We start from the raw sequence: 21,982 nt of genomic DNA, 5'->3' as shown, positions 1-21,982 counted from the left end.
GGCGCTGTTCGTTGGGGCGTTCGGTGGCCGGCTCGCTTCACGGATCGGCACGTCGGCCGATTCCCCGATAGACGAGGCCGCGTGCGGCCACATAGACCGGGTCATAGATGTTGCGCCCATCGAGCACCAGCTTTGCCGATAGCGTCTCGCCGAGCCGCCGCCAGTCCGGATTCCAGTAGCACTTCCACTCCGTGACCAGCATCAGCGCGTCGGCGCCCTCACAGGCCTCGTAGGGGTCCTGATCGAGCAGGGTCAGCAGCGGATGATCGCCGACCACCTGACGCAATGCCGGCAGAGCCGCCGGGTCATGCAGACGCACGTGCACGCCCTGGGCCCACAATGCCCGCAGCAGGGTCAGTACCGGTGCGTGATCGATACGGGTGGTGCCCGGCTTGAACGCCGCCCCCCAGATCGCCACGGTGCGACCCTGCAACTGGCCGTGAAAGTGGGTCCACAGCTTGCGGAACAGCGTCTCCTTCTTGTGCTCGTTGATATCGAGCACCTGCTCGAGCAGCTGGGATTCACGTCCCGTCTCGTGCTGGACATCCGCCAGACGCATCAGGTCGCGCGAGAAGTTGGGCCCGCCGAAGCCGCAGCCCGGATAAAGATACTCGTAGCCGATACGCGTGTCCGCCCCCATGCCCTGACGAACATGTTCCACGTCCACGCCCAGCGAATCGGCCAGACCGGCAACCTCGTTCATGTAACTGATGCGCGTCGCCAGCATGCCGTTGATCGCCAACTTGGTCAGTTCGGCGGCGCGGCGCGGCATGCGCTGGAACACCTCGGCACGGCGATTGAAGGCCCGCAGCAGCTCGCGGACCTGGTCGCCCGCCCAGTCGTCCTCACAGCCGAGCAACCAGCGCGTGGGACGCGTGAAGACCTGCCAGGCCCGCCCTTCCTCGAGCATGTCGGGCAGCACCACCGCCACCTGCGAGGCATGACGCAACAGCCCCTCGAGCGACTCGGTCTGGCCGACCGGGAAGGTGGAGTTGTTGATCACCACCAGCGGCGCAGGCTGCTGGCCGGCCACGGTATCGACGAAGCGTTCGGCCGCCTCGCGCTGATCCGGGGCCAGGGCCAGCCAGACGATATCCACCTCTTCCTCGGCCGGCAGCATCTCGACCACGCGCAGCGCTCCCGATCGGCGGCTGATCTCCAGCTGCTCGCCCACCTGGGGCTCGCGGGCCAGCCAGTCGGCTTCGGCCAGCTGCTGCCAGGGAGCATCCGGATGCGGCAACCAGGTGACCTGATGACCCACCGAGGAGAGTGCCGCGGCGGCGGTGGCCGCGGCGAGTTCGCTTCCGTGCAGAAGGATTCGCATGGCTTACTCCTCGCCGGCGTAGCGCGTGAGCAGCGCCCGGAACCCCTCTCCGAACTTGGGGTGGCGCTTGGCGAACACCAGCGTCGCCTCGAGATACCCGAGCTGGTGTCCGCAGTCGTAGGTGGCGCCCTGCATACGGTAGGCGGCCACGGGCTGAGACTCGCGCAGGCGGTCGATGGCGTCGGTCAGCTGGATCTCGTTGCCGGCGCCGGGCGGCGTTTCGGCCAGCAGCGCAAAGATATCGCCGGGCAGCAGGTAGCGGCCGATGACCGCCAGCGTGGAGGGCGCCTCCTCGACACTGGGCTTTTCCACCATGCCGGTGATCGGCCCGCTGGCGCCCGGGGCCGGGGCGTCGCCATCGAGCGCCACGATGCCGTACTTGTGGGTCATGTCGCGGGGCACGTTCTCGACCATGATCTGGGCGGCACCGCTGCTCTCGTAGGCGTCGATCATGCCGGCCAGGTCGTTGCGCGCCATGCCCTCGTCGTCCACCAGCACGTCGGGCAACAGGACCGCAAACGGCTCGTCGCCGATTACCGGACGGGCACACAGCACGGCATGGCCCAGCCCCAGCGCCTCGGGCTGACGAACGGCGATGATGCTCACGTCGTCCGGCACGATGGCACGCACCTCGGCCAGGAGCTCGTCCTTGCCCTTGGCCTCGAGCATCGACTCCAGCTCGAAGTGCTTGTCGAAGTGGTTCTCGATCGCCCCCTTGCTGGAGTGCGTCACCAGGACGATCTCCTTGATGCCGGCCTTGACCGCCTCCTCGACGACGTACTGGATCACCGGCTTGTCGACGATGGTGATCATTTCCTTGGGGATGGCCTTGGAGGCCGGGAGACAACGGGTGCCGAGACCGGCGACGGGGAGAACTGCCTTGCGGATCATGGGTCCCTCCTCATGGATATCAATAGCGATTATGCCAGAGCGGCATGCAGCTCGCTGCGTCCTGCAAGAGCCGCGGGAAGCGCACGGGCGTAACCCCGTCGCGCTTCGTTCACGAACGATAACATCGTTGCGCCCGGATGGGGATGGGCAGCCTCATTCGCCACCCGGCATCCCCAAAGCCGGTCGATAACGAGTAGAATGCGGGCACGCAACGCAGGCGGCCCGCAATGGCAGACGATGCCTGCCTGCGCACCGCATTCTGCATGGCGCTCCGGGATCCGGCAACTCACGCCCCGGCCCGCCAGGCATCCAGGCCGTCACCAGCCAACCGGGAGAGGCGCAATGACCCAGGGGCAGACCGACCCGCACCGTCACAATGTCGACCATCAGGAAATCGCCAAGTTCGAGGCACTGGCCAGTCGCTGGTGGGATCCGGACAGCGAGTTCAAGCCACTGCACGAGATCAACCCACTGCGTCTGGACTTCATCGACGCGCGCGCCGGCCTGGCCGGCAAGACGGCCATCGACGTCGGCTGCGGCGGCGGCATCCTCAGCGAAGCCATGGCACATCGCGGCGCCACCGTGACCGGCATCGACCTCGGCGAGGCACCGCTGGCGGTCGCCCGCCTGCATCAGCAGGAAAGCGGCGTCGAGGTCGACTACCGTCACGCCAGCGCCGAGGAGATGGCCCAGGCCCACCCCGGCGCCTTCGATATCGTCACCTGCCTGGAGATGCTCGAGCACGTGCCGGACCCGGCGGCGGTGGTACGCGCCTGCGCCACCCTGGTCCGCCCGGGCGGTCATGTCTTCTTCTCCACCATCAACCGCAACCCCAAGGCCTATGCCTTCGCCATCCTGGGGGCCGAGTACGTGCTGGGCCTGTTGCCCAAGGGCACCCACGAGTACCGCAAGTTCATCCGCCCCTCGGAGCTGTCGAACTGGTGTCGTGCCACCGGCCTGCGGGTCCGCGAGCAAAGCGGGCTGACCTACAATCCGATAACGCGCCGCTATCGGCTGGCGCCGCGCGACGTCTCGGTCAACTACCTGATGCACTGCACGATGGACACGCCATGAGCGGCTCACGGCGCCCCGGCAGTCCCGCAGGGCTGCTGTTCGATCTCGACGGCACCCTGGTCGACACGGCCCCCGACCTGGCGCGGGCCACCAACGCCCTGCGCACCTATCACGGGCTGCCCGAGCTGCCCTATGGCGTGATTCGCGCCCAGGTGTCCAACGGCGGCAGTGCGTTGGTGCAGCTGGCGCTGGGGCTCGAGGCGGCCCACCCGGGGCATGCCGAGGCACGCCGGTTCCTGCTCGACCGCTATGCCGAGGCCGTCGCCGTGGACAGCCGCGTCTTTCCCGGGCTGGAGGCCGTACTGGACGCCTGGTCGCGACCAGCACTCGCCTGGGGCATCGTCACCAACAAGCCCCGCGCCTATGCAGCGCCGTTGATCGACGCTCTGGGTCTGAAACCCGGCGCGTTGCTGTGCGCGGACGACCTGCCGGTCAAGAAACCCGACCCGGCACCGTTGCATACCGCGGCACATCAGCTGGGCCTGGGTGCCGAGACCTGCTGGTACATCGGCGACCATGCCCGTGACATGCAGGCGGCGCGTGCCGCCGGGATGACCGCAGTGGCCGTGGGTTACGGCTACCTCGATGAAACCGAGGATCGCGAGAGCTGGCGGGCCGACTACTGGTTCGAGACCCCGGCGGCCCTGGCGTCGGCGCTGCTGGACTGAGGCCGGCCGACGCCCTGGCGCCTCACCGGGCGGGGGGCTGAGCGTCGAAACGCTCGCCGGTGTGGCCGCGACTGTCCGGCCCCATCAGCCACAGGTAGGTGGGCATGATCGCCTCTGGAGTGCGCAGCGTCGCGGGATCCTCGTCCGGCGCCGCCGCAGCGCGCATGGCGGTGCGCGTGCGCCCCGGGTTGAGACTGTTGACGCGGATGGCCGTCTCGGCCTCGAGCTCGGCGGCCAGCACCTGCACGAACCCCTCGGTAGCGAACTTGGACACCGAATAGGCGCCCCAGAGCGCGCGACCCGTGCGCCCCACGCCGGATGAGGTGAAGATCACCGACGCATCCGGCGAGGCCTCGAGCAGCGGCAACAGGGCCCGGGTCATCCAGATCGGGCCGTTGAAGTTGACCTGCATGACGCGCTCCCACAGCTCGGGGTCGTAGTCGACGAAGCGTCTCAGCCCGCCAAGCAGGCCGGCATTGTGCAACACGCCGTCCAGCCGGCCGAATTCGCTGCCGATCCGGTCGGCGAGCTCCTGGTAATCCTTGTGAGTCGCACCCTCGAAGTTGAGGGGGAAGATCGCCGGCTGCGGACCGCCCAGCGCCTCGATCTCGTCATAGACGGTCTCGAGCTTGCCCAGAGTACGCCCGAGCAGCACCACGGTCGCCCCATGGGCCGCATAGCTCAGGGCGGCGGCCCGACCGATGCCGTCGCCGGCCCCGGTAACCAGGATCACCCGACCCGCCAGCAGCCCGTCGGGAGCCTGATAGTCGATCTTGCAGGACATGACGCCTTGCCCTCCGCTCGATGAATGATCACTACAACCCGGACTGGTTGAGGAAATCCTGAGCCATGCCGGCCGCGTTGCTGTCGGGGTAATCCTGAATCACCCGGGTCAGCAGCTCCTTGCCGGCATCCGGTTGCCCTTGGCGTGCCTTGAGCAAGCCCAGCTTGTAGAGCGCATCCGGCACCTTGCTGCTCTGCGGGTAGGACTCGATCACCGTATTGAACGCCTTGGCCGCCGGATCAAGCTCGGAGCGCGCCGAGTAGAGTTCACCCAGCCAGTAGTAGCCGTTGGGGCGCAGCGGGGAATCCGGATAATCGGCGACAAATGCCTCGAAGGCCTGAATGGCCGCCTTGAAATCCCGCGCCTGAACCTTGGCAAAGGCCGCCTGATAGGCCTGCCGACCCGCCGGGCTGGATTTGCTCGCGGCACCACCGGAAGCCGTATTTTCCGGCTGCGCCGATGCGCCGTTTGCGCCATTCCCGGCATCGGGGGATTGGGCGCCGCCCTCGCCGGATGTTCCACCGGCGTTGCCGCTGCCACCCAGGGCATCGAGACGCTTCTCGAGATCCAGATAGCGCTCCTGCGACAGGCTCTTCTGCTGTTCGAGCTGATAGCGCAGTTCCTCGAGCTGACCACGCAGCTCCCGGATCGTGCGCTGATTTTCCTTGAGCTGGTTGAACAGTACCAGATTGCCGCCGGGCTCCTCGCGGGCCTGGGTCTGCTGATAGAAGTTGCCCTTCCCGGCCGAAAGGTCCTCGACGACCGGCGCGGCCGATGCCATCAGCGGAAGCAGCAGGATACCGACACCGCCTAGTCCCTGCAGGGTGCGTTTCATGTTCGTCTCCGCTCGGGTACCGGCCCGGGGCGCCTACCGCTCCGGGCCCGGCATACCGTGATCAGTAAGCCACTACCACGCGACGGTTCTTGGCATAGCTCTGCTCGGAATGCCCCTCGACCGCCGGACGTTCCTCACCATAGCTCACCACGTCGATCTGCGACGGCGACACGCCCTGCACGCTCAGGAACTGCTCGACCGCCTGGGCACGACGCTCGCCCAGCCCCAGGTTGTATTCCCGCGTGCCCCGCTCGTCGGCATGGCCCTGCAGCACCACGTGAGCATCGGGATGATTGCGCAGATACTGAGCATGGGCATTCAGCACCGACTCGAATTCGGGACGAATGGTGTCCTGGTCGAAGCCGAAATAGATGGTGCGCACATCGGGGATACCGGCCTGCTGCTGCGAGCCCTCGCCACCCAGCTGGCTGCCGCTGACCTGACCGCTGCTCACCCCCTGGCCGTTGGTGCCACCCATACCGGCACCGCCGGCGGCACCGCTGCCGGTGTCGAAGCTGCCATCCTGGGTGCCGCCGGTACTGGAGCAACCCGCCATGACGGCAAGCGACAGGGCCACGGCCAGGCTCTTGGCATACGGAACGAACTTCATTGTCATCTCCTTGCTCGGGATACGAAAGATACACCCTCGGGCATGAAACAGGGTTCCATCAGTTCAGAAACGGCGACCAGGCGGGCTCGCGGACATCGCCCTGGGCTGAAGGCAGGCGGTAGGACGCCTTGCCGTCCGCCGAGACGACCCCCAGGATCCCCTGATTTCCCCGCTGGGTAGCGAAGATTACCATGGCCCCATTGGGCGCAACACTCGGCGACTCGTCCCACTGGGTGTCGGTGAGTACCGTCAGGCGGCCGGTGTCCAGATTCTGTCTGGCGACATGAAACCCGCGGCTGTCACGGTGGACCAGGAACAGGCTCTTGCCGTCCGGTGCGAAACGCCCCCGCGAGTTGTAGTCCCCGGTATAGGTCACGCGCTGGGTGCGGTCGCTGTTCAGGTCGCGACGATACAGCTGCGGTCCGCCGCTGCGGTCCGAGGTGAAGATCAGGCTGCGGCCGTCCGGCGCCCAGGCGGGCTCGGTGTCGATGGCGCCGTTGCGCGTGATGCGGGTAAGCTTGCGCGTGGCGATATCCATGATGTAGATCTCCGGCTGGCCGTCCTTGGACAGCGACATGGCCAGGCGCCGGCCGTCAGGCGACCATACCGGAGCGCCGTTGATGCCCTTGAAGTCGGTCAGCTGAACACGCTGACCGGTCGCCAGGTTCTGTACATAGATGGCCGAGTTGCCGGTTTCGAAGGACACATAGGCCAGCTTGCCGCCATCCGGCGACCAGGACGGTGACATGATGGGATCGTCCGAGCTCAGGATCTGGTGGCCGTTGTGGCCGTCGGCATCCGCGACGTGCAGCGCAAACTGCCGCTTGTCACCGGCTCCCTGCGCCGTGACGTAAGCGATGCGGGTCGAGAAGGCCCCGCGCGTTCCGGTAATCGCCTCGTAGACCTTGTCACTGATGTAGTGAGCCCCGGCACGCAGCTGGTCGGCCGAGACCGTCAGCGCCTCGCCAAGCATGCGCTTCTCGCCGTAGACGTCCATCAGCTCGAAGCGGATGCGATACTGATCCCCCTGCGGCGAGACCCGACCGACGAGCACATAATTGCTGTCCACCGAGCGCCAGTCACGAAAGTAGACCTCGTCCGCGCTGTGGGGCGTGGCGACCAGCGTATCCCGGGGCAACGGCGCAAACTGGCCGCTGCGCGACAGGTCGCTCTCGACGATACCCGACAGGTCCTCGGGAAGCTGGGCACCGTCGGTCGCGAACGGCACGATGGCGATGGGAATCGCCTGATCGCTGCCCTTGGTAATCTGGATGGTCAGGTCGGCGCTGGCCAGGCTGCTGAACAACAGCAGCCAGCCGAACAGGAGGGGAGTCAGTCGTTTCATCAGCGCACATCCTCAGGGTTGAAGTCGAGATTGAACTCGCGGAACTGGCGTTGGGCGGACGTCGGCAGCGACTGCATCTCGCGGAATGGCGCCGCCCGCTCCACGGCCTGCAGCACCGACCGGTCGAAGGCCGCGTTTCCGCTGCTCTCGCGAATGCTGGCATCGACCAGCTCGCCGGTGGGTAACAGGGTAATACGAACCACGGCACGCTGCTGATTGCCGGCGGACGAGGGAATGATCCAGGCCTGCTCGACGGCTCGCTTGACCAGGTTCTTGAAGCCATTGGCGGCCTCGCTCGCCTGGCGGGCATTGGCGATCGCCTGCTCCTCGCCGGCAATGGACTGGGCCAGTGCCTGTTCGGAAGCCTGTCGCGCCGCTTCAGCGGCCCGTTTGGCCTGCGCCTCGGCTTCGGCCTTCTTGCGGGCGGCCTCCTCTGCCTGGCGCTGTTTTTCGGCTTCGGCCTTCTTGCGAGCCGCTTCCTCTGCCTGACGCTGTTTCTCGGCTTCGGCCTTCTTGCGAGCCGCTTCCTCCGCCTGGCGCTGTTTCTCGGCTTCGGCCTTCTTGCGGGCCGCTTCCTCCGCCTGACGCTGTTTCTCGGCTTCCGCCTTCTGGCGTGCGGCGCGTGCGGCTTCTTCGGCACGCCGACGAGCGGCTTCCTTCGCCTGCTCACGAGCCTGCTTCAAGGCCTGCAGCTCGGCTTCACGCTGCTTGTCGGCCTCGGCCTTCTTGCGAGCTACCGCCTCCGCCTGTTGCTGCTTCTCGGCTTCCGCCTTTCTGGCCGCCTGTTCGGCCTGGTCGGCCTTCTGTTGCTTTTTGGCTTCGGCCGCACTCGCCTGGGCTTCCTGAGCCCGCTGGGCCTTGTCGGTCGCCGTCTCGGTACGCACCAGGGTCGCCTTGACGATCGCCGATGAGGTCGGCTCGGGGTCGCTGGTCGGCCAGCGCAACAGGGTGATCGCCAGCACCCCGACATGCAGGACGATCGCCAGGATCACGGGCAGGCCGTACCCCACCCGGTTCTTCGGTCTAGCCATGGCGGTGCCTCACTGCTCGGCCGGAGGAGGATCGGAGATCAGCCCCACATTGGGGACCCCGGCCGACTGCAGTGCACTCATCAAGGTCACTACCTGACCGTAGGCCACGTTCTGGTCGCCCTTGACCATGACCGGGGTCTGCGGCTTGCGCTTGAGAACGGCCACCACCTTGGTGCTGAGCTCGTCGAGGGTCAGCGCCGTCTCGCCATCGCCCAGCGACAGGAAGTATTCGCCGTCACGGTTGACCGACACCACCAGGGGCTCGCTGTTCTCGTCCGTCTCGATCGGCTTGGAGGCCACCTTGGGCAGCTCCACCTGAACGCCCTGCGTCATCATCGGTGCGGTGATCATGAAGATCACCAGCAGCACCAGCATCACGTCGATGAACGGGACGACGTTGATCTCGCCCATGGGCTTGCGGCGCGGGCCGCGGTTGAAAGGTCCATGCATCATGACGGGCTCCTCAAGCGGCGTCGCGCTCGTCACGTCCCTGCAGATTGCGATGCAGGATGGAGTGGAACTCCTCGGCGAAGTCCTCGTACTGGCCCAGCAGGCGGCTGGCCTGAGCGGACAGGCGATTGTAGAAGATCACCGCCGGGATCGCCGCGAACAGCCCCATTGCCGTGGCGATGAGCGCCTCGGCGATCCACGGCGCCACCGTGGAGAGCGTGGCCTGCTGCGCCATCGACAGCCCCATGAAGGAGCCCATGATGCCCCACACGGTGCCGAACAGGCCGATGTAGGGGCTGGCGGAAGCCACCGTGGCCAGGAAGGTCAGGTGCAGATTGAGGCGCTCCTCCTCCCGCGACCAGGCCACGCGCATCGCACGCTGTACGCCGTCGAGGATCGCCTGGCTGCTGCGCGTCTTGGGCAGCAGCCGGTTGAATTCGCGAAAGCCGGCGCGAAAGAGGTGCTCGGCGCCGTGCACCTCCTGCTCGGCGGGGGTCTCGCGATAGAGTTCATTGAGATCGACCCCGGACCAGAAACGGTCCTCGAAGGTGCGATGGGCCTTGCGGGCCCGGCGCAGCACGAAGCCGCGCTGGAAGATCACCGCCCAGGAGGCGATGGAACCCACGATCAGCAGCAGCATCACCAGCTGAACCACCAGGCTGGCGTTGAGTATCAGGTGAGGGATGGAGAGAGAGTCGTTCACGGCGTCCTCGTCGGTGATTGCGGTTGTTCATTCAGGGCCGCGGCCAAGGCCGCCGGCCAGCGCGTGGGGCGAAGTCGCGTCGCGTCGACACACGCAATATCGACGTCGGCGTCGCACAGGGGTTCCCCGCCCGCCAGTACCTGCTGATGAAAGCGCACGCGACATGACGTGGCCTCGACGACCGCCGCCGTGACCTGCAGCCGGTCGTCGAGCCGGGCGGGCTTGGCATAACGGCAGGTCAGCCGGTGCACTACCAGCTGGACGCCGTCGTCGAACAGTTCGCGCTGGGTCAGTCCCGCCGCGCGCAGCCATTCGCTGCGTGCCCGCTCCATGTACTTGAGATAGTTGACGTAATAGACGATACCGCCGGCGTCGGTATCCTCGATATAGACCGTGACCGGGATCGCAAAGCTCATGCGCGCGCCTCGCTGCCGCCGTCGGGCGTGCTGCCCAGGGCTTCCAGGCCGAAGTGGCGATAGGCCTGGCCGGTGACCATCCGCCCGCGGGCGGTGCGCAGCATGAAGCCCTGCTGGATCAGATAGGGCTCGATGACGTCCTCGATGGTGTCCCGCTCCTCGCTGATCGCCGCAGCAAGACTGTCGACACCCACCGGCCCTCCGTCGAACTTCTCGATCATCGCCAGCAGCAAACGACGGTCCATGTGATCGAGACCGTGACTGTCGACATGCAGCATGTTCAACGCCTGATCCGCAATGTCGGCGGTCAGCCGCCCGTCGCCGCGGATCTCGGCGAAGTCGCGGACCCGGCGCAGTAGGCGGTTGGCGATGCGCGGCGTGCCGCGGGCACGGCGTGCCACCTCGGCCGCGCCATCACCTTCCGCCTCGATGCCCAGCAGGCGCGCCGACCGCGCCACGATCTCGGTCAGTTCATCGATGCCGTAGAACTCGAGACGCTGGACGATGCCGAAGCGGTCGCGCAGTGGCGACGTCAGCAGTCCGGCACGCGTCGTCGCGCCCACCAGGGTGAAGCGCGGCAGGTCCAGCTTGATGGAACGTGCCGCCGGCCCCTCGCCGATCATGATATCGAGCTGGAAGTCCTCCATCGCCGGATAGAGCACCTCCTCGACGGCCGCCGGCAGCCGATGGATCTCGTCGATGAACAGCACGTCGCCAGGCTGAAGGTTGGTGAGCATTGCCGCCAGGTCACCCGCCCGCTCCAGCACCGGACCGGAGGTGGACTTGATGTCGACCTCCATTTCCGAGGCGATGATGTTGGCCAGGGTCGTCTTGCCCAGGCCCGGCGGGCCGAACACCAGAGTGTGGTCGAGGCTGTCGCCCCGGCGTCGGGCCGCACTGATGAAGATATCGAGCTGTTCACGCACCCGCGGCTGGCCGATATAGTCGGCCAGCTGACGCGGTCGAATGGCGTAATCGTGGCGCACTTCACCGGCCTGTGGCGCGGCGGCTATCAGGCGATCACTTTCGATCATGATGCGTCATCCCGTGAACTGGCGCGACAGGGCCGCCTTGATCAGCGCCTCGGTGGAGAGGTCTTCCTCCAGCCCGGAGAGCAGGCGGGCCGCTTCGGTGGGCTTGTAGCCCAGCGATACCAGCGCCGCCTCCGCATCGGCGCGTGGGTCGCTCGCCGGTACCGGAGACGGCGCCTCGCCGAGTGGCAATGCCTCGTCACCGCCGGTCCAGTGCGGAAAGCGATCCTGCATCTCGACGATCAGCCGCTCGGCCGTCTTCTTGCCGACGCCCGGCAGCCGGGTCAGCGCCTTGACGTCGTTGTCCATGACGCAACGAATGAACTGATCCTGTTCCATGCCGGACAGGATCGCCAGCGCCAGCCTGGGGCCGACCCCGTTGACCTTTATCAGAGCGCGAAACAGGGCCCGCTCGGGCTCATTGATGAAGCCGTAAAGCAGGTGCGCATCGTCACGAATGCTGAGGTGGGTATGGAGCTGAACGGTCTCGCCGATCCCGGGCAAGGCCAGCAGCGTGTTCATCGAGGCTTCCAGTTCGTAACCGACGCCCTGGACATCGATGACCAGCCAGGGGGGCTGTTTTTCCAGCACGGTGCCTCGCAGGCGTCCAATCATGCACTTGCGTCCCTTGGTATGACTGGGGAATCACTATACTGATCGCCCCCGCGGCTGGCCAGCAGCGTCCGGATCAGGTATCGGGCGTGAACTCGCGCCACGCCTGTCGACCGCCGCGCCGACGTCCACGGCGTGCTTCCGGCAACAGCCCGCGGCTGGCATAGGCGTGTGTCAGGGCGATGGCCAGGGCATCGGCGGCGTCCTCCGGGGGCGTAGCATTGAGCGACAGCAGTGCCATCACCATGTGCTGGACCTGCGCCTTGTCCGCCGCGCCGGTGCCGGTCACCGCCTGTTTCACCTGGCGGGCGGCGTACTCGTGGACCGGCAGACCGTGGTTGGCGGCACACACGATCGCCGTGCCCCGGGCCTGCCCCAGCTTGAGCGCCGAGTCCGGGTTGCGCGCGAGAAAGACCTGCTCGATGGCGAATACCGCGGGGGCATGCCACGCGATCAGCTCGGCGACCCCGGCGTAGACCTGGGCCAGCTTCTGGGCCAGCTCGCCGGGCTGGATGCGAATGCAGCCACTGGCCACATAGGCCGGGCGTGCGCCCGAGACATCCAGCACGCCGTAGCCGGTAATTCGCGAGCCCGGGTCGATCCCCAGCACGATCATCGCCCCCTCCCCGGTCCGGCGGCCGGCGAACCGGGATCCGGGTCACTCCAGCTCGGCGAGCACGTCATCGGTAAAGTCCGCATTGGAATAGACGTTCTGCACGTCGTCGAGATCCTCGAGACGCTCGAACAGCTTGATCACCTGGCGTGCCACCTCGCCATCGGCAATGGTCGAGTAGCTCTCGGGGAACATGCCCACCTCGCTGCGCTCGGGATCCAGCCCTGCAGTCGCGAGCGCATCCTTCACCTCGCCGAAAGCCTTCGGCGTGGTGATGACCTCGATGGCCCCGTCATCGTGAGTAGTCACGTCCTCGGCGCCGCCTTCCAGCGCCGCCTCCATGATCGCCTCCTCGTCGCTGCCGGCGGGAAAGCTCAAGCGCCCCTGCTTGCTGAACAGAAACGCCACCGACCCGGTCGTGCCCAGGTTGCCACCGTGCTTGTTGAAGGCGTGGCGCACGTCGGACACCGTGCGATTGCGGTTGTCGGTCAGGCACTCGACGTAAATGGCCACCCCGTCCGGCCCGTAACCTTCGTAGACGGCCTCCTCCATGGTGTCGTCGTCGCCGGTGCCGGCGCCCCGATCGACCGCACGCTGGATGGTGTCCTTGGTCATGTTGTTGGCCAGCGCCTTGTCGATGGCCGCCCGCAGCCGCGGGTTGTCCGCAGGCTCGCCGCCGCCTTCGCGCGCCGCCACCGTCAGCTCACGAATCAGCTTGGTGAAGATCTTGCCCTTCCGGGCATCCTGGGCCGCCTTGCGGTGCTTGATGTTCGACCATTTGCTGTGGCCAGCCATGAAATAGCCTCCTGATCAACAAGACCGGCGCCGCTGGAGTCAGGGGCGCCGGTGTGGATGGGAGAGAAACGTCGTCGCCGACGCTAGCCGCTCGGGCTCACGAGGCGTCGTCGCCGACCTTGGGCTTGTGGCGCAGCCGAATGTTGAGCTCCTTGAGCTGCTCGGCGCTGACCTCGCCCGGCGCATCGGTCATCAGGCACGCCGCGCTCTGGGTCTTCGGGAAGGCGATCACTTCGCGGATGGTGCGGGCGCCGGTCATCAGCATCACCAGACGGTCAAGGCCGAACGCCAGACCGCCATGGGGCGGTGCACCGAACTTCAAGGCGTCGAGCAGGAAGCCGAACTTCTCGTTGGCCTCTTCCTCGCCGATGCCCAGCACGTCGAGAACCGCGCGCTGCATGGCCTGGTCGTGGATACGGATCGAGCCGCCTCCCAGCTCGGTGCCGTTGAGCACCATGTCATAGGCCTGCGACAGCGCCTCGGCCGGGTTGGCGCGCAGCGTCTCGACATCACAGGACGGCGCCGTGAACGGATGGTGCAACGCCTGCAGGCGAGCGCTGCCGTCATCCTCGAACATCGGGAAGTCGACCACCCACAGCGGCGCCCACGCCTGCGTGTAGAGCTCGAGATCCTCGCCCAGCTTGACGCGCAGCGCGCCGATCGCCTCACTGACGACGCGTGCCGTGTCGGCACCGAAGAAGATGATGTCGCCGTCCTCGGCACCCACGCGATCGAGCAGCGTCTCGATGATGCCGTCCATGAACTTGACGATCGGCGACTGCAGTCCTTCGAGGCCCTTGGCGCGCTCGTTGACCTTGATCCAGGCCAGCCCCTTGGCGCCGTAGATACCCACGAAGCGGGTGTACTCGTCGATTTCCTTGCGGGTCAGGCGGGCGCCGCCCGGCACCCGGAGCGCCGCCACGCGGCCGTCGTCGGCCCGGGCCGGGCCGGAGAACACCTTGAAGTCGACATCCTTCATCAGGTCATCGACATCCACCAGCTCCAGCGGAATGCGCAGGTCCGGCTTGTCGGAACCGAAGCGACGCATGGCCTCGGCATAGGGCATGCGCGGGAACTCGGGCAGCTCGACGTCGAGTACATCCTTGAACAGCTGGCGGATCATGCGCTCGGTGATGCCCATGATCGCATCCTCGTCGACGAACGAGGCCTCGAGGTCGATCTGGGTGAATTCCGGCTGACGGTCGGCGCGCAGGTCCTCGTCGCGGAAGCACTTGGCAATCTGGTAGTAGCGGTCCAGCCCGGACACCATCAGCAGCTGCTTGAACAGCTGCGGCGACTGCGGCAGGGCAAAGAACTGCCCCTCGTGGGTACGGCTGGGCACCAGGTAGTCACGGGCGCCCTCCGGCGTGGCGCGGGTGAGAATCGGCGTCTCGATGTCGAGGAAGCCCTCGCCCTCGAGGTAGGCGCGCACGCTGTGGGTGATCCGCGAGCGCAGCCGCAGCTTGTCGATCATCTCCGGACGACGCAGGTCGATGTAGCGGTGCTTGAGACGCACCTCCTCGCCGACCTTGCCGTGCTCGTCGAGCTGGAACGGCGGTGTCGCGGCGGTGTTGAGCACCTCGACATCCTTGGCCAGCACCTCGATCAGGCCGGTGGGCATGCCCGGGTTCTGGGTGCCCTCCGGGCGCATACGCACGCGCCCGCGAATGCGCAGCACGAACTCGCTGCGGGCACGGTCAGCGCTGGCGAACGCCTCGGGGGTGTCGGGATCGACCACGACCTGGGCGATGCCGTCGCGATCGCGCATGTCGAGGAAGATGACCCCGCCGTGGTCACGGCGGCGGTGGACCCACCCGCAGAGCGTGACCTCCTGATCCACCAGAGTCTCGTTCAACTGGCCGCAATAATGGCTGCGCATGTCAAATCCTGTTTCGTTGCTAGGTAAGGTGTGCCACCGCCGGCCGCCGCCGGCGGGGTTGTTGTCAGGCCGAGGCCTAGCCGTTCGTCGCGGCCCCCGACGACGTGGCATCGCCGCCCTTGCCGGACTCGCCGGCCAGGTTGCGCTTGGTGCCGCCCGACTTGAAGTCGGTCTCGTACCAGCCGCCGCCCGCCAGCCGGAAGCCGGCCGCGGACACCAGCCGCGACAGCTCGCTGGCCTCGCAGGCCGGACAGTCCGTCAGCGCCGGCGCGCTGATCTTCTGCAGCTTTTCCAGACGATGGCCACAGGCCTTGCACTCATATTCGTAGATGGGCATCGTTCTAATCACTCTGTGACGGAATCTTGACCGCAGGCCCCGACACGGGCCCGGCGATTCCCGATATGTGGCCGCTCGCCGTGCTTTCCAAGCCTGCCGCGAAAGCCGCATATTATAGCGTGTTGCGGCCCCCGGCGGGCAAGTTGTGCTGCCGGGGCCGTCACCCACGACCTGCCAAGACAAGGGAACCGCATGAAAGCCGTACTGCTGGACGCCGCCACTCTCGGTGACGATATCGACCTCGAACCGATCCGCCGCCAAGTCGACAGTCTCGATGTACATGAGCTCACCCGCCCCGACCAGTGTCGCGAGCGGCTGGCCGGCGCCGAGGTCGCCCTGGTCAACAAGGTCGTGCTCGACGACACCCTCCTTTCCGAACTGCCCGACCTGCGGCTGATCTGTGTACTGGCGACGGGCACCAACAACATCGACATGGCCGCCGCCGAACGCCATGGCATCACCGTACGCAATGTCACCGCCTACGGCACGGCCAGCGTCGCCCAGCACACCCTGATGCTGATGCTCAGCCTCGCCAACCGGCTGCCCTGCTATCAGCACGATTTACGCAACGGCGCCTGGCAGCGTGCCCCGATCTTCTGTCTACTCGACCATCGCACTCTGCAGCTCGACGGCAAGCGCCTGGTCATTGTCGGCAGCGGTGAGCTCGGCCGCGCCGTGGCCCGGCTCGCCGAGGCCTTCGGCATGGACGTGCGCTTCGCCGCCCGCCCCGGCAACGAGGTGCATGACACTCGCCCGTCGCTGGCCGACCTGGCCCCCGAGGCCGACATCATCAGCCTCCACTGCCCCCTGACCGAGGCCACCCGCCACCTGGTCGACGATGCCCTGATCGCCCGCCTCAAGCCGGACGCTCTGCTGGTCAACTGCGCGCGCGGCGGCATCATCGACGAAGAAGCCGCCCTCAGCGCCCTGCGCGAAGACCGACTGGGCGGCCTGGCCGTCGATGTGCTGCCCAAGGAGCCCCCGCGTGAAGGCCACCCGCTGCTGGCTGCATTGAGCGAGCCGATCAACCTGATCGTCACACCGCACAATGCCTGGATCAGCCCCGAAGCGCGGGCGAACGTTATCGCCCTTACGGTGGAAAACCTGAAGACTTATCGGCAATCAAATCAATGGTGAGGTGGTAGTAACTTAAGATAACGGTATAAAAAGAACCTGACTTGCTCACTTATCGAGGCACTCGCTACGCTGTAGCGCGTGGCGAGGCCAAGGTGCCCGCGGAGGCCACATGCTTTTCAACTATGGTTCGGTGAACATCGATCACGTCTACCGGGTTCCGCACCTGGTCAGGCCCGGCGAGACCCTGACCAGTCACGGCTATCGCCAGGTGCTGGGCGGCAAGGGCGCCAACCAGTCGCTGGCGGTGGCCCGCGCCGGTGGCCAGGTCACGCATTGGGGTCGACTCGGCCAGCATGATCGCTGGGCGCTGGAGACGCTGGCCAGCGCCGGCGTCAATACCGTGCATATCGAACTGACCGCCGAGCCCAGTGGCCACGCCCTGATTCAGGTCGACGATCGCGGCGAAAACGCCATCATCCTCCACCCCGGCGCCAATCACGGCTTCACCGATAGCCGCCTCGATGCCCTGATGACCTCCGTTCAGCCGGGCGACTGGCTGCTGATGCAGAACGAGTGCAATGCACTGGACCGCCTGATGAACCGTGCCGTCGCCCAGGGGGTCAATATCGCCTTCAATCCGGCACCGATGGCGGCCAACGTCCTGCGCCTGCCGCTCGAGCAGTGCCGACTGCTGTTCCTGAATCGCGGCGAAGCCGCCACCCTCGTCGGCTACAGCGAGAACGACGCTCTGGACGTCCTGCTGGCAGCGCTGCGTCGGCGCCTTCCCGGCTGCGAGGTAGTGCTGACCCTGGGAGGCGATGGTGTCTGCTATCAGGACGATACACGGCGGCTGCGTCTACCGGCCCACCCGGTCGAGGCAGTCGATACCACGGCCGCCGGTGACACCTTCATCGGCTACTTCATGGCAGCGCGCCAGCAGGGGCAGGAAGTCGTCCCGGCCCTGCGCCTGGCCAGCGCCGCGGCCGCGCTCTGCGTCCAGCGCGAAGGAGCGGCCCCCAGCATTCCGGTCGCCAGTGAGGTGGCCGACGTCACCCGCGACTGGGACGCGCTGACGCTCGACGAAAGCTGAGCGTTCTTTCATCGCATCAACGCAAGGAGGCCTGCATGGCAACCCCCATCATCTTCGACACCGACCCCGGCGTGGATGACGCCCAGGCGATTGCCATCGCCCTCGCCCACCCCGACATCGAGCTGCTGGGATTGACCACCACCTTCGGCAACGTCGAGGTCGAGACGGCGACTCACAACGCCCTGCTGCTCGGCGAGCTGGCCGGCCAGTCGATCCCCGTCGCGCAGGGGGCCGCGGCACCGCTGGTCAAGCCCAAGGCACCGGCGCCCGCACACATCCATGGCGCCGACGGCCTGGGCAACATCGACCTGCCGGCCGTCTCGGGCAAACCGCAGCCGGTGAGCGCCGCCCAGTTCATCGTCGACACCGTGAACGCGCGCCCCGGCGAGGTCACCCTGGTCGCCGTGGGGCCGCTGGGCAATCTCGCGGCTGCCCTGCAGCTCGATCCCGGTATCGTCGACCGGGTCAGACGGGTGGTGATCATGGGGGGCTCGATTCGCGAGGGCGGGAACGTGACGCCGGTGGCCGAGGCCAACCTGTACAACGACCCTCACGCCGGCGCTCGCGTGCTCACCGCCGGCTGGCCGCTCACCCTGGTGGGGCTCGATGCCACGCATCGCTGCGTTCTCGACCCCGACGCCATGGCACGAATCGCCGCCGCCCAGGGCGAACTGGGACGCGTACTCGCCGAGAGCTATACCTTCTACAAGGCCTTCTACCAGCAGTTCCTGGGCATCGATGGCTGCTGCCCACACGACAGCTGCTCGCTGGCCTGGCTGATGAAGCCGGAGCTGTTCACGACCCAGCGCGGCCACCTGACTGTGGTGACCGAGGGCCCCGCCATGGGGCAAACCGTCTTCGCCCCCGAAGGGCGTCAGTTCATCACCGAACAGTGGTCCACCACCCCACTGGCCGAGGTTTGCCTGAATGCCGACGGACCGGCCGTGATCGACTGGATCGTCGAGACCCTGGGCGGCTGATTCCCGCCTAAAGTGTCGTGAAGTCGTCGTGAGGCTGCCAGACGATATCGACCGCCTCGACATGGGTCACCTGCGCTGCCGGTGGCCCCTGCCACAGCCAATCCACGACGCTGTCCACGGCCTCGCGATGGCCACACAGGACCACCTCGACGCTGCCATCCTCACAGTTCGCCGCGTAGCCCGTCACCCCGGCTTCCCGGGCCTGGGACTGGGTGGCAGCCCGAAACCATACGCCCTGGACCTTGCCGGTCACCCGCGCCTGTACACAACGCTGGCTCATTAGTCACCTCCTGATAATCCTGCTGCCGATCGCCCCAGGCGTAGCGCGACATCATCCCTCCAGCAGTTCGCGCCGCACGCGCACGGCCACGCCACGCGGCTGGATCGTTCGCCCCCGGGACTCGTAATGCGCCCGGGTCAGGGCCACGCCGAACAGGACGATAAGGGAACTGTAGTAAACCCATAACAGCAGCAACACCAGTGACGCCGCGGCGCCGTAGGTCGAAGCGGTGGCGGTATACGCCAGATAGGCGGCAATCGCGTAACGTCCCAGGGAAAAGAGCACGGCTGTAATGGCCGCCCCGGGCAACACATCCCGCCAGCCGAGCACCACGTCGGGCAGAACCTTGAACAGTGCCGCGAAGAACAGCGCCGCGACGAGCAGCGAAACCGCCAGCTCCCCGCCACTCAGCAGCCGCTCGCTCCAGGGCAGCCAGTCGCCCAGAAAATGGAAGGTGCTGCGCAGCACCACCCCCAGCACCAGCGAGACCAGTAGCACGAAACCGATCGACAGCACCACCGCCAGGGACAGCAGACGCTGCTTGGCCCAGATCAGCAGGCTGCTGCGATGCGGGTTGGCGGTGACGCCCCACAGCACGTTGAACGAATACTGCAGCTGGGCGAAGACCGTGGTCGCCCCGATCAGCAGCACCCCGGCACCCACCAGCGCCGGCAACCGAGCCGACATCGCGGGCCGAGCCGCCACCACGGCACGGCGAACCGCATCTGCCGCCTCGGGGCCGACCAGTGTCTGCAGATGGGCGACGATCTGTGCCTGGGCGGCCGGCTCGCCGAGCACCACACCCAGCACCGCAACCGCGATAATCACCGTGGGCGCCAGCGAAAACAGCGTATAGAAGGCCAGCGACCCCGCAAAGCTGAAGGCATTGCAGGCCAGCCACGACAGCACCGCGGAACGCAGAATGTGTACGCCTCGGCGCAGACTCTCGACAGGCACGACGGGCTCCCGGTCCATGAAGAATTCCCAGCATAACCGACGTCGCACCGACGACAAGTCGCGTGTCACGAGGCCACCTTGCAGCCCCCGAGGTCGGCCACCATAATGGCCGCGCCCTTTCGACCGGAGACCCGATGGTGCCCACCCCCGCACAGACACCGCCAGCCTATCCCGACTTCGACTGCCTGGTGTTCATCGGTCGCTTTCAGCCGCCGCACCTGGGGCATCTGGCGGTGATCCGGGAGGCCCTGAAGCGGGCGAGACAGGTCATCGTGCTGATCGGCTCCGCCTGGCAGGCCCGTTCGCTTCGCAACCCCTGGCGCTTCGAGGAGCGCCGCGACATGCTGCGCAGCGCCTTCGACGCCACCGACAACGGCCGTCTGGAGATCGAGCCACTGCTCGATGCGCTCTACAACGACGACGTCTGGGTCCGCGACGTGCAGCGCAAGGTGCGCGACGTGGCCCGTCCCAGCCATGGCAAGCTGCCGCGTATCGGGCTGATCGGCGCCAGCCGCGGCCAGTCGAGCTATTACCTGAGCCTGTTCCCGCAATGGGAGTCGGTCAGCGTGCCACTGGTGGAGGGGATTTCCGCCAGCCACATCCGCGAGCAGCTCTTCCATTCGCGGGCCTCCGGCGACGCCTATCTGGACGGCGATGCCGCGCACGACCTGCCACGTCCGGTGCACCAGGCGCTGAATGCCTTCATGGCCACGTCGTCATGCGCCCAGCTGCTGGAGGAGCAGCACCTGCTGGAACAGTACCAGCGGGCCTGGGCCCAGGCGCCCTATCCGCCGATCTTCGTCACCGTCAATGCCGTGGTGGTACAGTCCGGTCACGTGCTGCTGGTGCGACGCAATGCGGCCCCGGGCAAGGGGCTTTTCGCGCTGCCCGGCGGGTTCATCCACCCGCAGGAGCGCCTGCTCGACGCCTGCCTGCGGGAACTGCGGGAGCGCGTGCGACTCAAGGTGCCCGAGCCGGTACTCAAGGGGTCCCTGCGCGATCAGCGCCTGTTCGATGACCCACACCGCAGCTGGCGGGGGCGCACCCTGGCCGAAGCCTTCTACTTCGCCCTGCGTCCGGAGCAGCAGCTACCCCGGCTCAAGCCCGCCCGCGGCGGCGATCAGGCCCGCTGGGTGGCGCTGGCCGATCTCGAACCGGAAACCCTGTTCGAGGATCACTTCTTCATTATCCAGAACTTTCTCGGCCTGCCCGCCGGCTGGGCCAGCCCCTGAGCATTCCGGCCAACGGCCACGATCAGGCGCGCAGAAAATCACTCGGCAGCTTGGTCATCTGCCGCCAGAGACGCTCCACGCCCGGCTTGTGAACCAGCGAGCAGCGGTAGAGGCGGACTTCCAGCGGGATATCCCATACGCTGTCGCCGGCGCGCACCAGACGGCCGTCGGCCAGCTCGTCGCGAATGCAGAAATCGGGAATCCAGGCCATGCCCACGCCCTGCAGGGCCATGCCCTTGAGCCCCTCGGCCATGGCGGTTTCGTAGACGGTCTTGAGACGCAACCGGGTCGGGTCGTTCTTGAGCAGCATGCGCACGCTGCGCCCGAGAAAGGCGCCCTGGGTATAGGAAAGGAAGGGAATCGCCGCCTCCCCCTCCAGCGGAAAGCGCGGCCGCCCCGCGTCGTCGGGAACGCACACCGGTATCATCATCGCCTTGCCGATGGAGAACGAGGGGAAGACCTCGGCATCGAGCTGCATGGTGGCATAGGAATCGTGATAGCCGAGCATCAGGTCGCAATTGCCCTCGCGCAGCACATGGATGGCGTCCCCCACGTTCATGGCCACCAGGCGCGTCGGCAGTTCGCCGACACCCTGTTGCAGGCGCGAAATCCAGCGCGGATAGAACGCCAGCGCCAGCGAATGGGCGGCGACGATGTCCAGCGCCTCGTTGGCCATGGCCAGGCCGCGCAGATGGCCCAGGCACTCGCTGAGCTGCTCGACCAGGTTGCGCGCAGTGACCAGAAACAGCTGGCCCTCCGGCGTCAGTCCCACCGGCGTGGTCGAGCGATCCACCAGCGTCGCGCCGACCGCCTGCTCCAGGGAACGAATCCGCCGGCTGAAGGCCGGCTGGGTGACATGGCGCTGACGGGCCGACGCCGAGAAGCTGCGCGTGTTGGCCAGGGCCACGAAGTCTTCCAGCCACTTGGTTTCGAGGTTCACCGCGACTCCACTTGCCGATGAGAAGAAC

25 protein-coding genes are annotated in these 21,982 nt (G+C 66.8%); 6 read left to right on the top strand and 19 right to left on the bottom strand.

Going from position 1 to position 21,982, the window contains the following annotated elements:
* Positions 1-37 precede the first annotated feature (37 nt).
* Complete coding sequence (locus ACTCB7_RS06055) at positions 38-1,324, bottom strand: nucleotide sugar dehydrogenase (RefSeq protein WP_163648667.1); 1,287 nt, start codon at positions 1,322-1,324, stop codon at positions 38-40.
* Positions 1,325-1,327: 3 nt separating this feature from the next.
* Positions 1,328-2,215 carry a UTP--glucose-1-phosphate uridylyltransferase GalU gene (gene galU / locus ACTCB7_RS06050; RefSeq protein ID WP_463005938.1) on the bottom strand — a complete coding sequence of 296 codons (888 nt, stop codon included), beginning with the start codon at positions 2,213-2,215 and terminating at the stop codon, positions 1,328-1,330.
* A 342-nt stretch (positions 2,216-2,557) separates the two neighbouring features.
* Between galU and ubiG the strand changes: the two genes are divergently transcribed.
* Together ubiG and ACTCB7_RS06040 are read left to right on the top strand one after the other, a co-directional pair.
* The gene (gene ubiG, locus ACTCB7_RS06045; protein ID WP_463005937.1) at positions 2,558-3,289 is read left to right on the top strand and encodes a bifunctional 2-polyprenyl-6-hydroxyphenol methylase/3-demethylubiquinol 3-O-methyltransferase UbiG; all 732 of its coding nucleotides are present in this window, start codon (positions 2,558-2,560) and stop codon (positions 3,287-3,289) included.
* A complete protein-coding gene (locus tag ACTCB7_RS06040) occupies positions 3,286-3,957 on the top strand; it encodes an HAD family hydrolase (RefSeq protein WP_463005936.1) in 672 nt (223 codons plus the stop codon). Before ubiG ends, ACTCB7_RS06040 begins: the two co-directional genes overlap by 4 nt.
* Before the next feature lie 22 nt (positions 3,958-3,979).
* Here the strand turns inward: ACTCB7_RS06040 and ACTCB7_RS06035 are convergent, their stop codons facing one another.
* From ACTCB7_RS06035 to ACTCB7_RS05970, 14 genes are all read right to left on the bottom strand, one after another.
* Entirely contained in the window at positions 3,980-4,741 is a 762-nt protein-coding gene (locus ACTCB7_RS06035) for a YciK family oxidoreductase (RefSeq protein ID WP_463005935.1), read from the bottom strand.
* 31 nt (positions 4,742-4,772) lie between these two features.
* Positions 4,773-5,576 (bottom strand): tol-pal system protein YbgF, encoded by an 804-nt coding sequence (gene ybgF / locus ACTCB7_RS06030; RefSeq protein ID WP_224414952.1) that lies wholly within the window; start codon positions 5,574-5,576, stop codon positions 4,773-4,775.
* A gap of 61 nt (positions 5,577-5,637) precedes the next feature.
* Positions 5,638-6,186 carry a peptidoglycan-associated lipoprotein Pal gene (pal, locus tag ACTCB7_RS06025; protein ID WP_163648673.1) on the bottom strand — a complete coding sequence of 183 codons (549 nt, stop codon included), beginning with the start codon at positions 6,184-6,186 and terminating at the stop codon, positions 5,638-5,640.
* Between the two features lie 58 nt (positions 6,187-6,244).
* A complete protein-coding gene (gene tolB / locus ACTCB7_RS06020) occupies positions 6,245-7,531 on the bottom strand; it encodes a Tol-Pal system beta propeller repeat protein TolB (protein ID WP_163648674.1) in 1,287 nt (428 codons plus the stop codon).
* On the bottom strand, positions 7,531-8,562 hold the full coding sequence (tolA, locus tag ACTCB7_RS06015; RefSeq protein ID WP_463005934.1) for a cell envelope integrity protein TolA: 1,032 nt from the start codon (positions 8,560-8,562) through the stop codon (positions 7,531-7,533). Before tolA ends, tolB begins: the two co-directional genes overlap by 1 nt.
* Positions 8,563-8,571: 9 nt before the next feature.
* Positions 8,572-9,012, bottom strand: a complete 441-nt coding sequence (tolR, locus tag ACTCB7_RS06010; RefSeq protein ID WP_224416782.1) for a protein TolR — start codon at positions 9,010-9,012, stop codon at positions 8,572-8,574.
* A gap of 13 nt (positions 9,013-9,025) precedes the next feature.
* The gene (gene tolQ / locus ACTCB7_RS06005) at positions 9,026-9,715 is read right to left on the bottom strand and encodes a protein TolQ (protein WP_224414954.1); all 690 of its coding nucleotides are present in this window, start codon (positions 9,713-9,715) and stop codon (positions 9,026-9,028) included.
* Positions 9,712-10,131: a tol-pal system-associated acyl-CoA thioesterase gene (ybgC, locus tag ACTCB7_RS06000; RefSeq protein WP_263479148.1), complete on the bottom strand. Its 420-nt coding sequence runs from the start codon at positions 10,129-10,131 to the stop codon at positions 9,712-9,714. Before ybgC ends, tolQ begins: the two co-directional genes overlap by 4 nt.
* Positions 10,128-11,165 (bottom strand): Holliday junction branch migration DNA helicase RuvB, encoded by a 1,038-nt coding sequence (gene ruvB / locus ACTCB7_RS05995; protein ID WP_163648678.1) that lies wholly within the window; start codon positions 11,163-11,165, stop codon positions 10,128-10,130. The genes ybgC and ruvB overlap by 4 nt, the downstream gene beginning before the upstream one ends.
* Before the next feature lie 6 nt (positions 11,166-11,171).
* Positions 11,172-11,777 (bottom strand): Holliday junction branch migration protein RuvA, encoded by a 606-nt coding sequence (gene ruvA / locus ACTCB7_RS05990; RefSeq protein WP_163648680.1) that lies wholly within the window; start codon positions 11,775-11,777, stop codon positions 11,172-11,174.
* A gap of 73 nt (positions 11,778-11,850) precedes the next feature.
* The gene (gene ruvC / locus ACTCB7_RS05985; RefSeq protein ID WP_163648682.1) at positions 11,851-12,390 is read right to left on the bottom strand and encodes a crossover junction endodeoxyribonuclease RuvC; all 540 of its coding nucleotides are present in this window, start codon (positions 12,388-12,390) and stop codon (positions 11,851-11,853) included.
* 42 nt (positions 12,391-12,432) lie between these two features.
* Positions 12,433-13,182: a YebC/PmpR family DNA-binding transcriptional regulator gene (locus ACTCB7_RS05980; RefSeq protein ID WP_463005933.1), complete on the bottom strand. Its 750-nt coding sequence runs from the start codon at positions 13,180-13,182 to the stop codon at positions 12,433-12,435.
* 97 nt (positions 13,183-13,279) lie between these two features.
* Positions 13,280-15,061 carry an aspartate--tRNA ligase gene (aspS, locus tag ACTCB7_RS05975; RefSeq protein WP_463005932.1) on the bottom strand — a complete coding sequence of 594 codons (1,782 nt, stop codon included), beginning with the start codon at positions 15,059-15,061 and terminating at the stop codon, positions 13,280-13,282.
* A 76-nt stretch (positions 15,062-15,137) separates the two neighbouring features.
* Complete coding sequence (locus ACTCB7_RS05970; RefSeq protein ID WP_463005931.1) at positions 15,138-15,398, bottom strand: FmdB family zinc ribbon protein; 261 nt, start codon at positions 15,396-15,398, stop codon at positions 15,138-15,140.
* A 192-nt stretch (positions 15,399-15,590) separates the two neighbouring features.
* Between ACTCB7_RS05970 and ACTCB7_RS05965 the strand changes: the two genes are divergently transcribed.
* From ACTCB7_RS05965 to ACTCB7_RS05955, 3 genes are all read left to right on the top strand, one after another.
* Positions 15,591-16,535: a D-2-hydroxyacid dehydrogenase gene (locus tag ACTCB7_RS05965; protein WP_463005930.1), complete on the top strand. Its 945-nt coding sequence runs from the start codon at positions 15,591-15,593 to the stop codon at positions 16,533-16,535.
* 109 nt (positions 16,536-16,644) lie between these two features.
* The gene (locus ACTCB7_RS05960) at positions 16,645-17,565 is read left to right on the top strand and encodes a ribokinase (RefSeq protein ID WP_463005929.1); all 921 of its coding nucleotides are present in this window, start codon (positions 16,645-16,647) and stop codon (positions 17,563-17,565) included.
* A gap of 35 nt (positions 17,566-17,600) precedes the next feature.
* Positions 17,601-18,545, top strand: coding sequence for a nucleoside hydrolase (locus tag ACTCB7_RS05955; protein WP_463005928.1), 945 nt, complete (start codon positions 17,601-17,603; stop codon positions 18,543-18,545).
* A gap of 7 nt (positions 18,546-18,552) precedes the next feature.
* Here ACTCB7_RS05955 and ACTCB7_RS05950 read toward each other — a convergent pair whose 3' ends face one another.
* Together ACTCB7_RS05950 and ACTCB7_RS05945 are read right to left on the bottom strand one after the other, a co-directional pair.
* A complete protein-coding gene (locus ACTCB7_RS05950) occupies positions 18,553-18,825 on the bottom strand; it encodes an acylphosphatase (protein ID WP_463005927.1) in 273 nt (90 codons plus the stop codon).
* A gap of 51 nt (positions 18,826-18,876) precedes the next feature.
* A complete protein-coding gene (locus ACTCB7_RS05945; protein ID WP_463005926.1) occupies positions 18,877-19,782 on the bottom strand; it encodes a YihY/virulence factor BrkB family protein in 906 nt (301 codons plus the stop codon).
* Between the two features lie 134 nt (positions 19,783-19,916).
* Between ACTCB7_RS05945 and ACTCB7_RS05940 the strand changes: the two genes are divergently transcribed.
* Complete coding sequence (locus tag ACTCB7_RS05940) at positions 19,917-21,014, top strand: bifunctional nicotinamide-nucleotide adenylyltransferase/Nudix hydroxylase (RefSeq protein ID WP_463005925.1); 1,098 nt, start codon at positions 19,917-19,919, stop codon at positions 21,012-21,014.
* A 22-nt stretch (positions 21,015-21,036) separates the two neighbouring features.
* On the opposite strand, the gene ACTCB7_RS05935 is transcribed toward ACTCB7_RS05940, so the two are convergent.
* Positions 21,037-21,954, bottom strand: a complete 918-nt coding sequence (locus tag ACTCB7_RS05935) for a LysR substrate-binding domain-containing protein (protein WP_463005924.1) — start codon at positions 21,952-21,954, stop codon at positions 21,037-21,039.
* Between the last annotated feature and the right edge of the window lie 28 nt (positions 21,955-21,982).

The organism is Modicisalibacter sp., from assembly GCF_055145905.1.
This window is presented reverse-complemented; position numbering and strand designations above follow the sequence as displayed.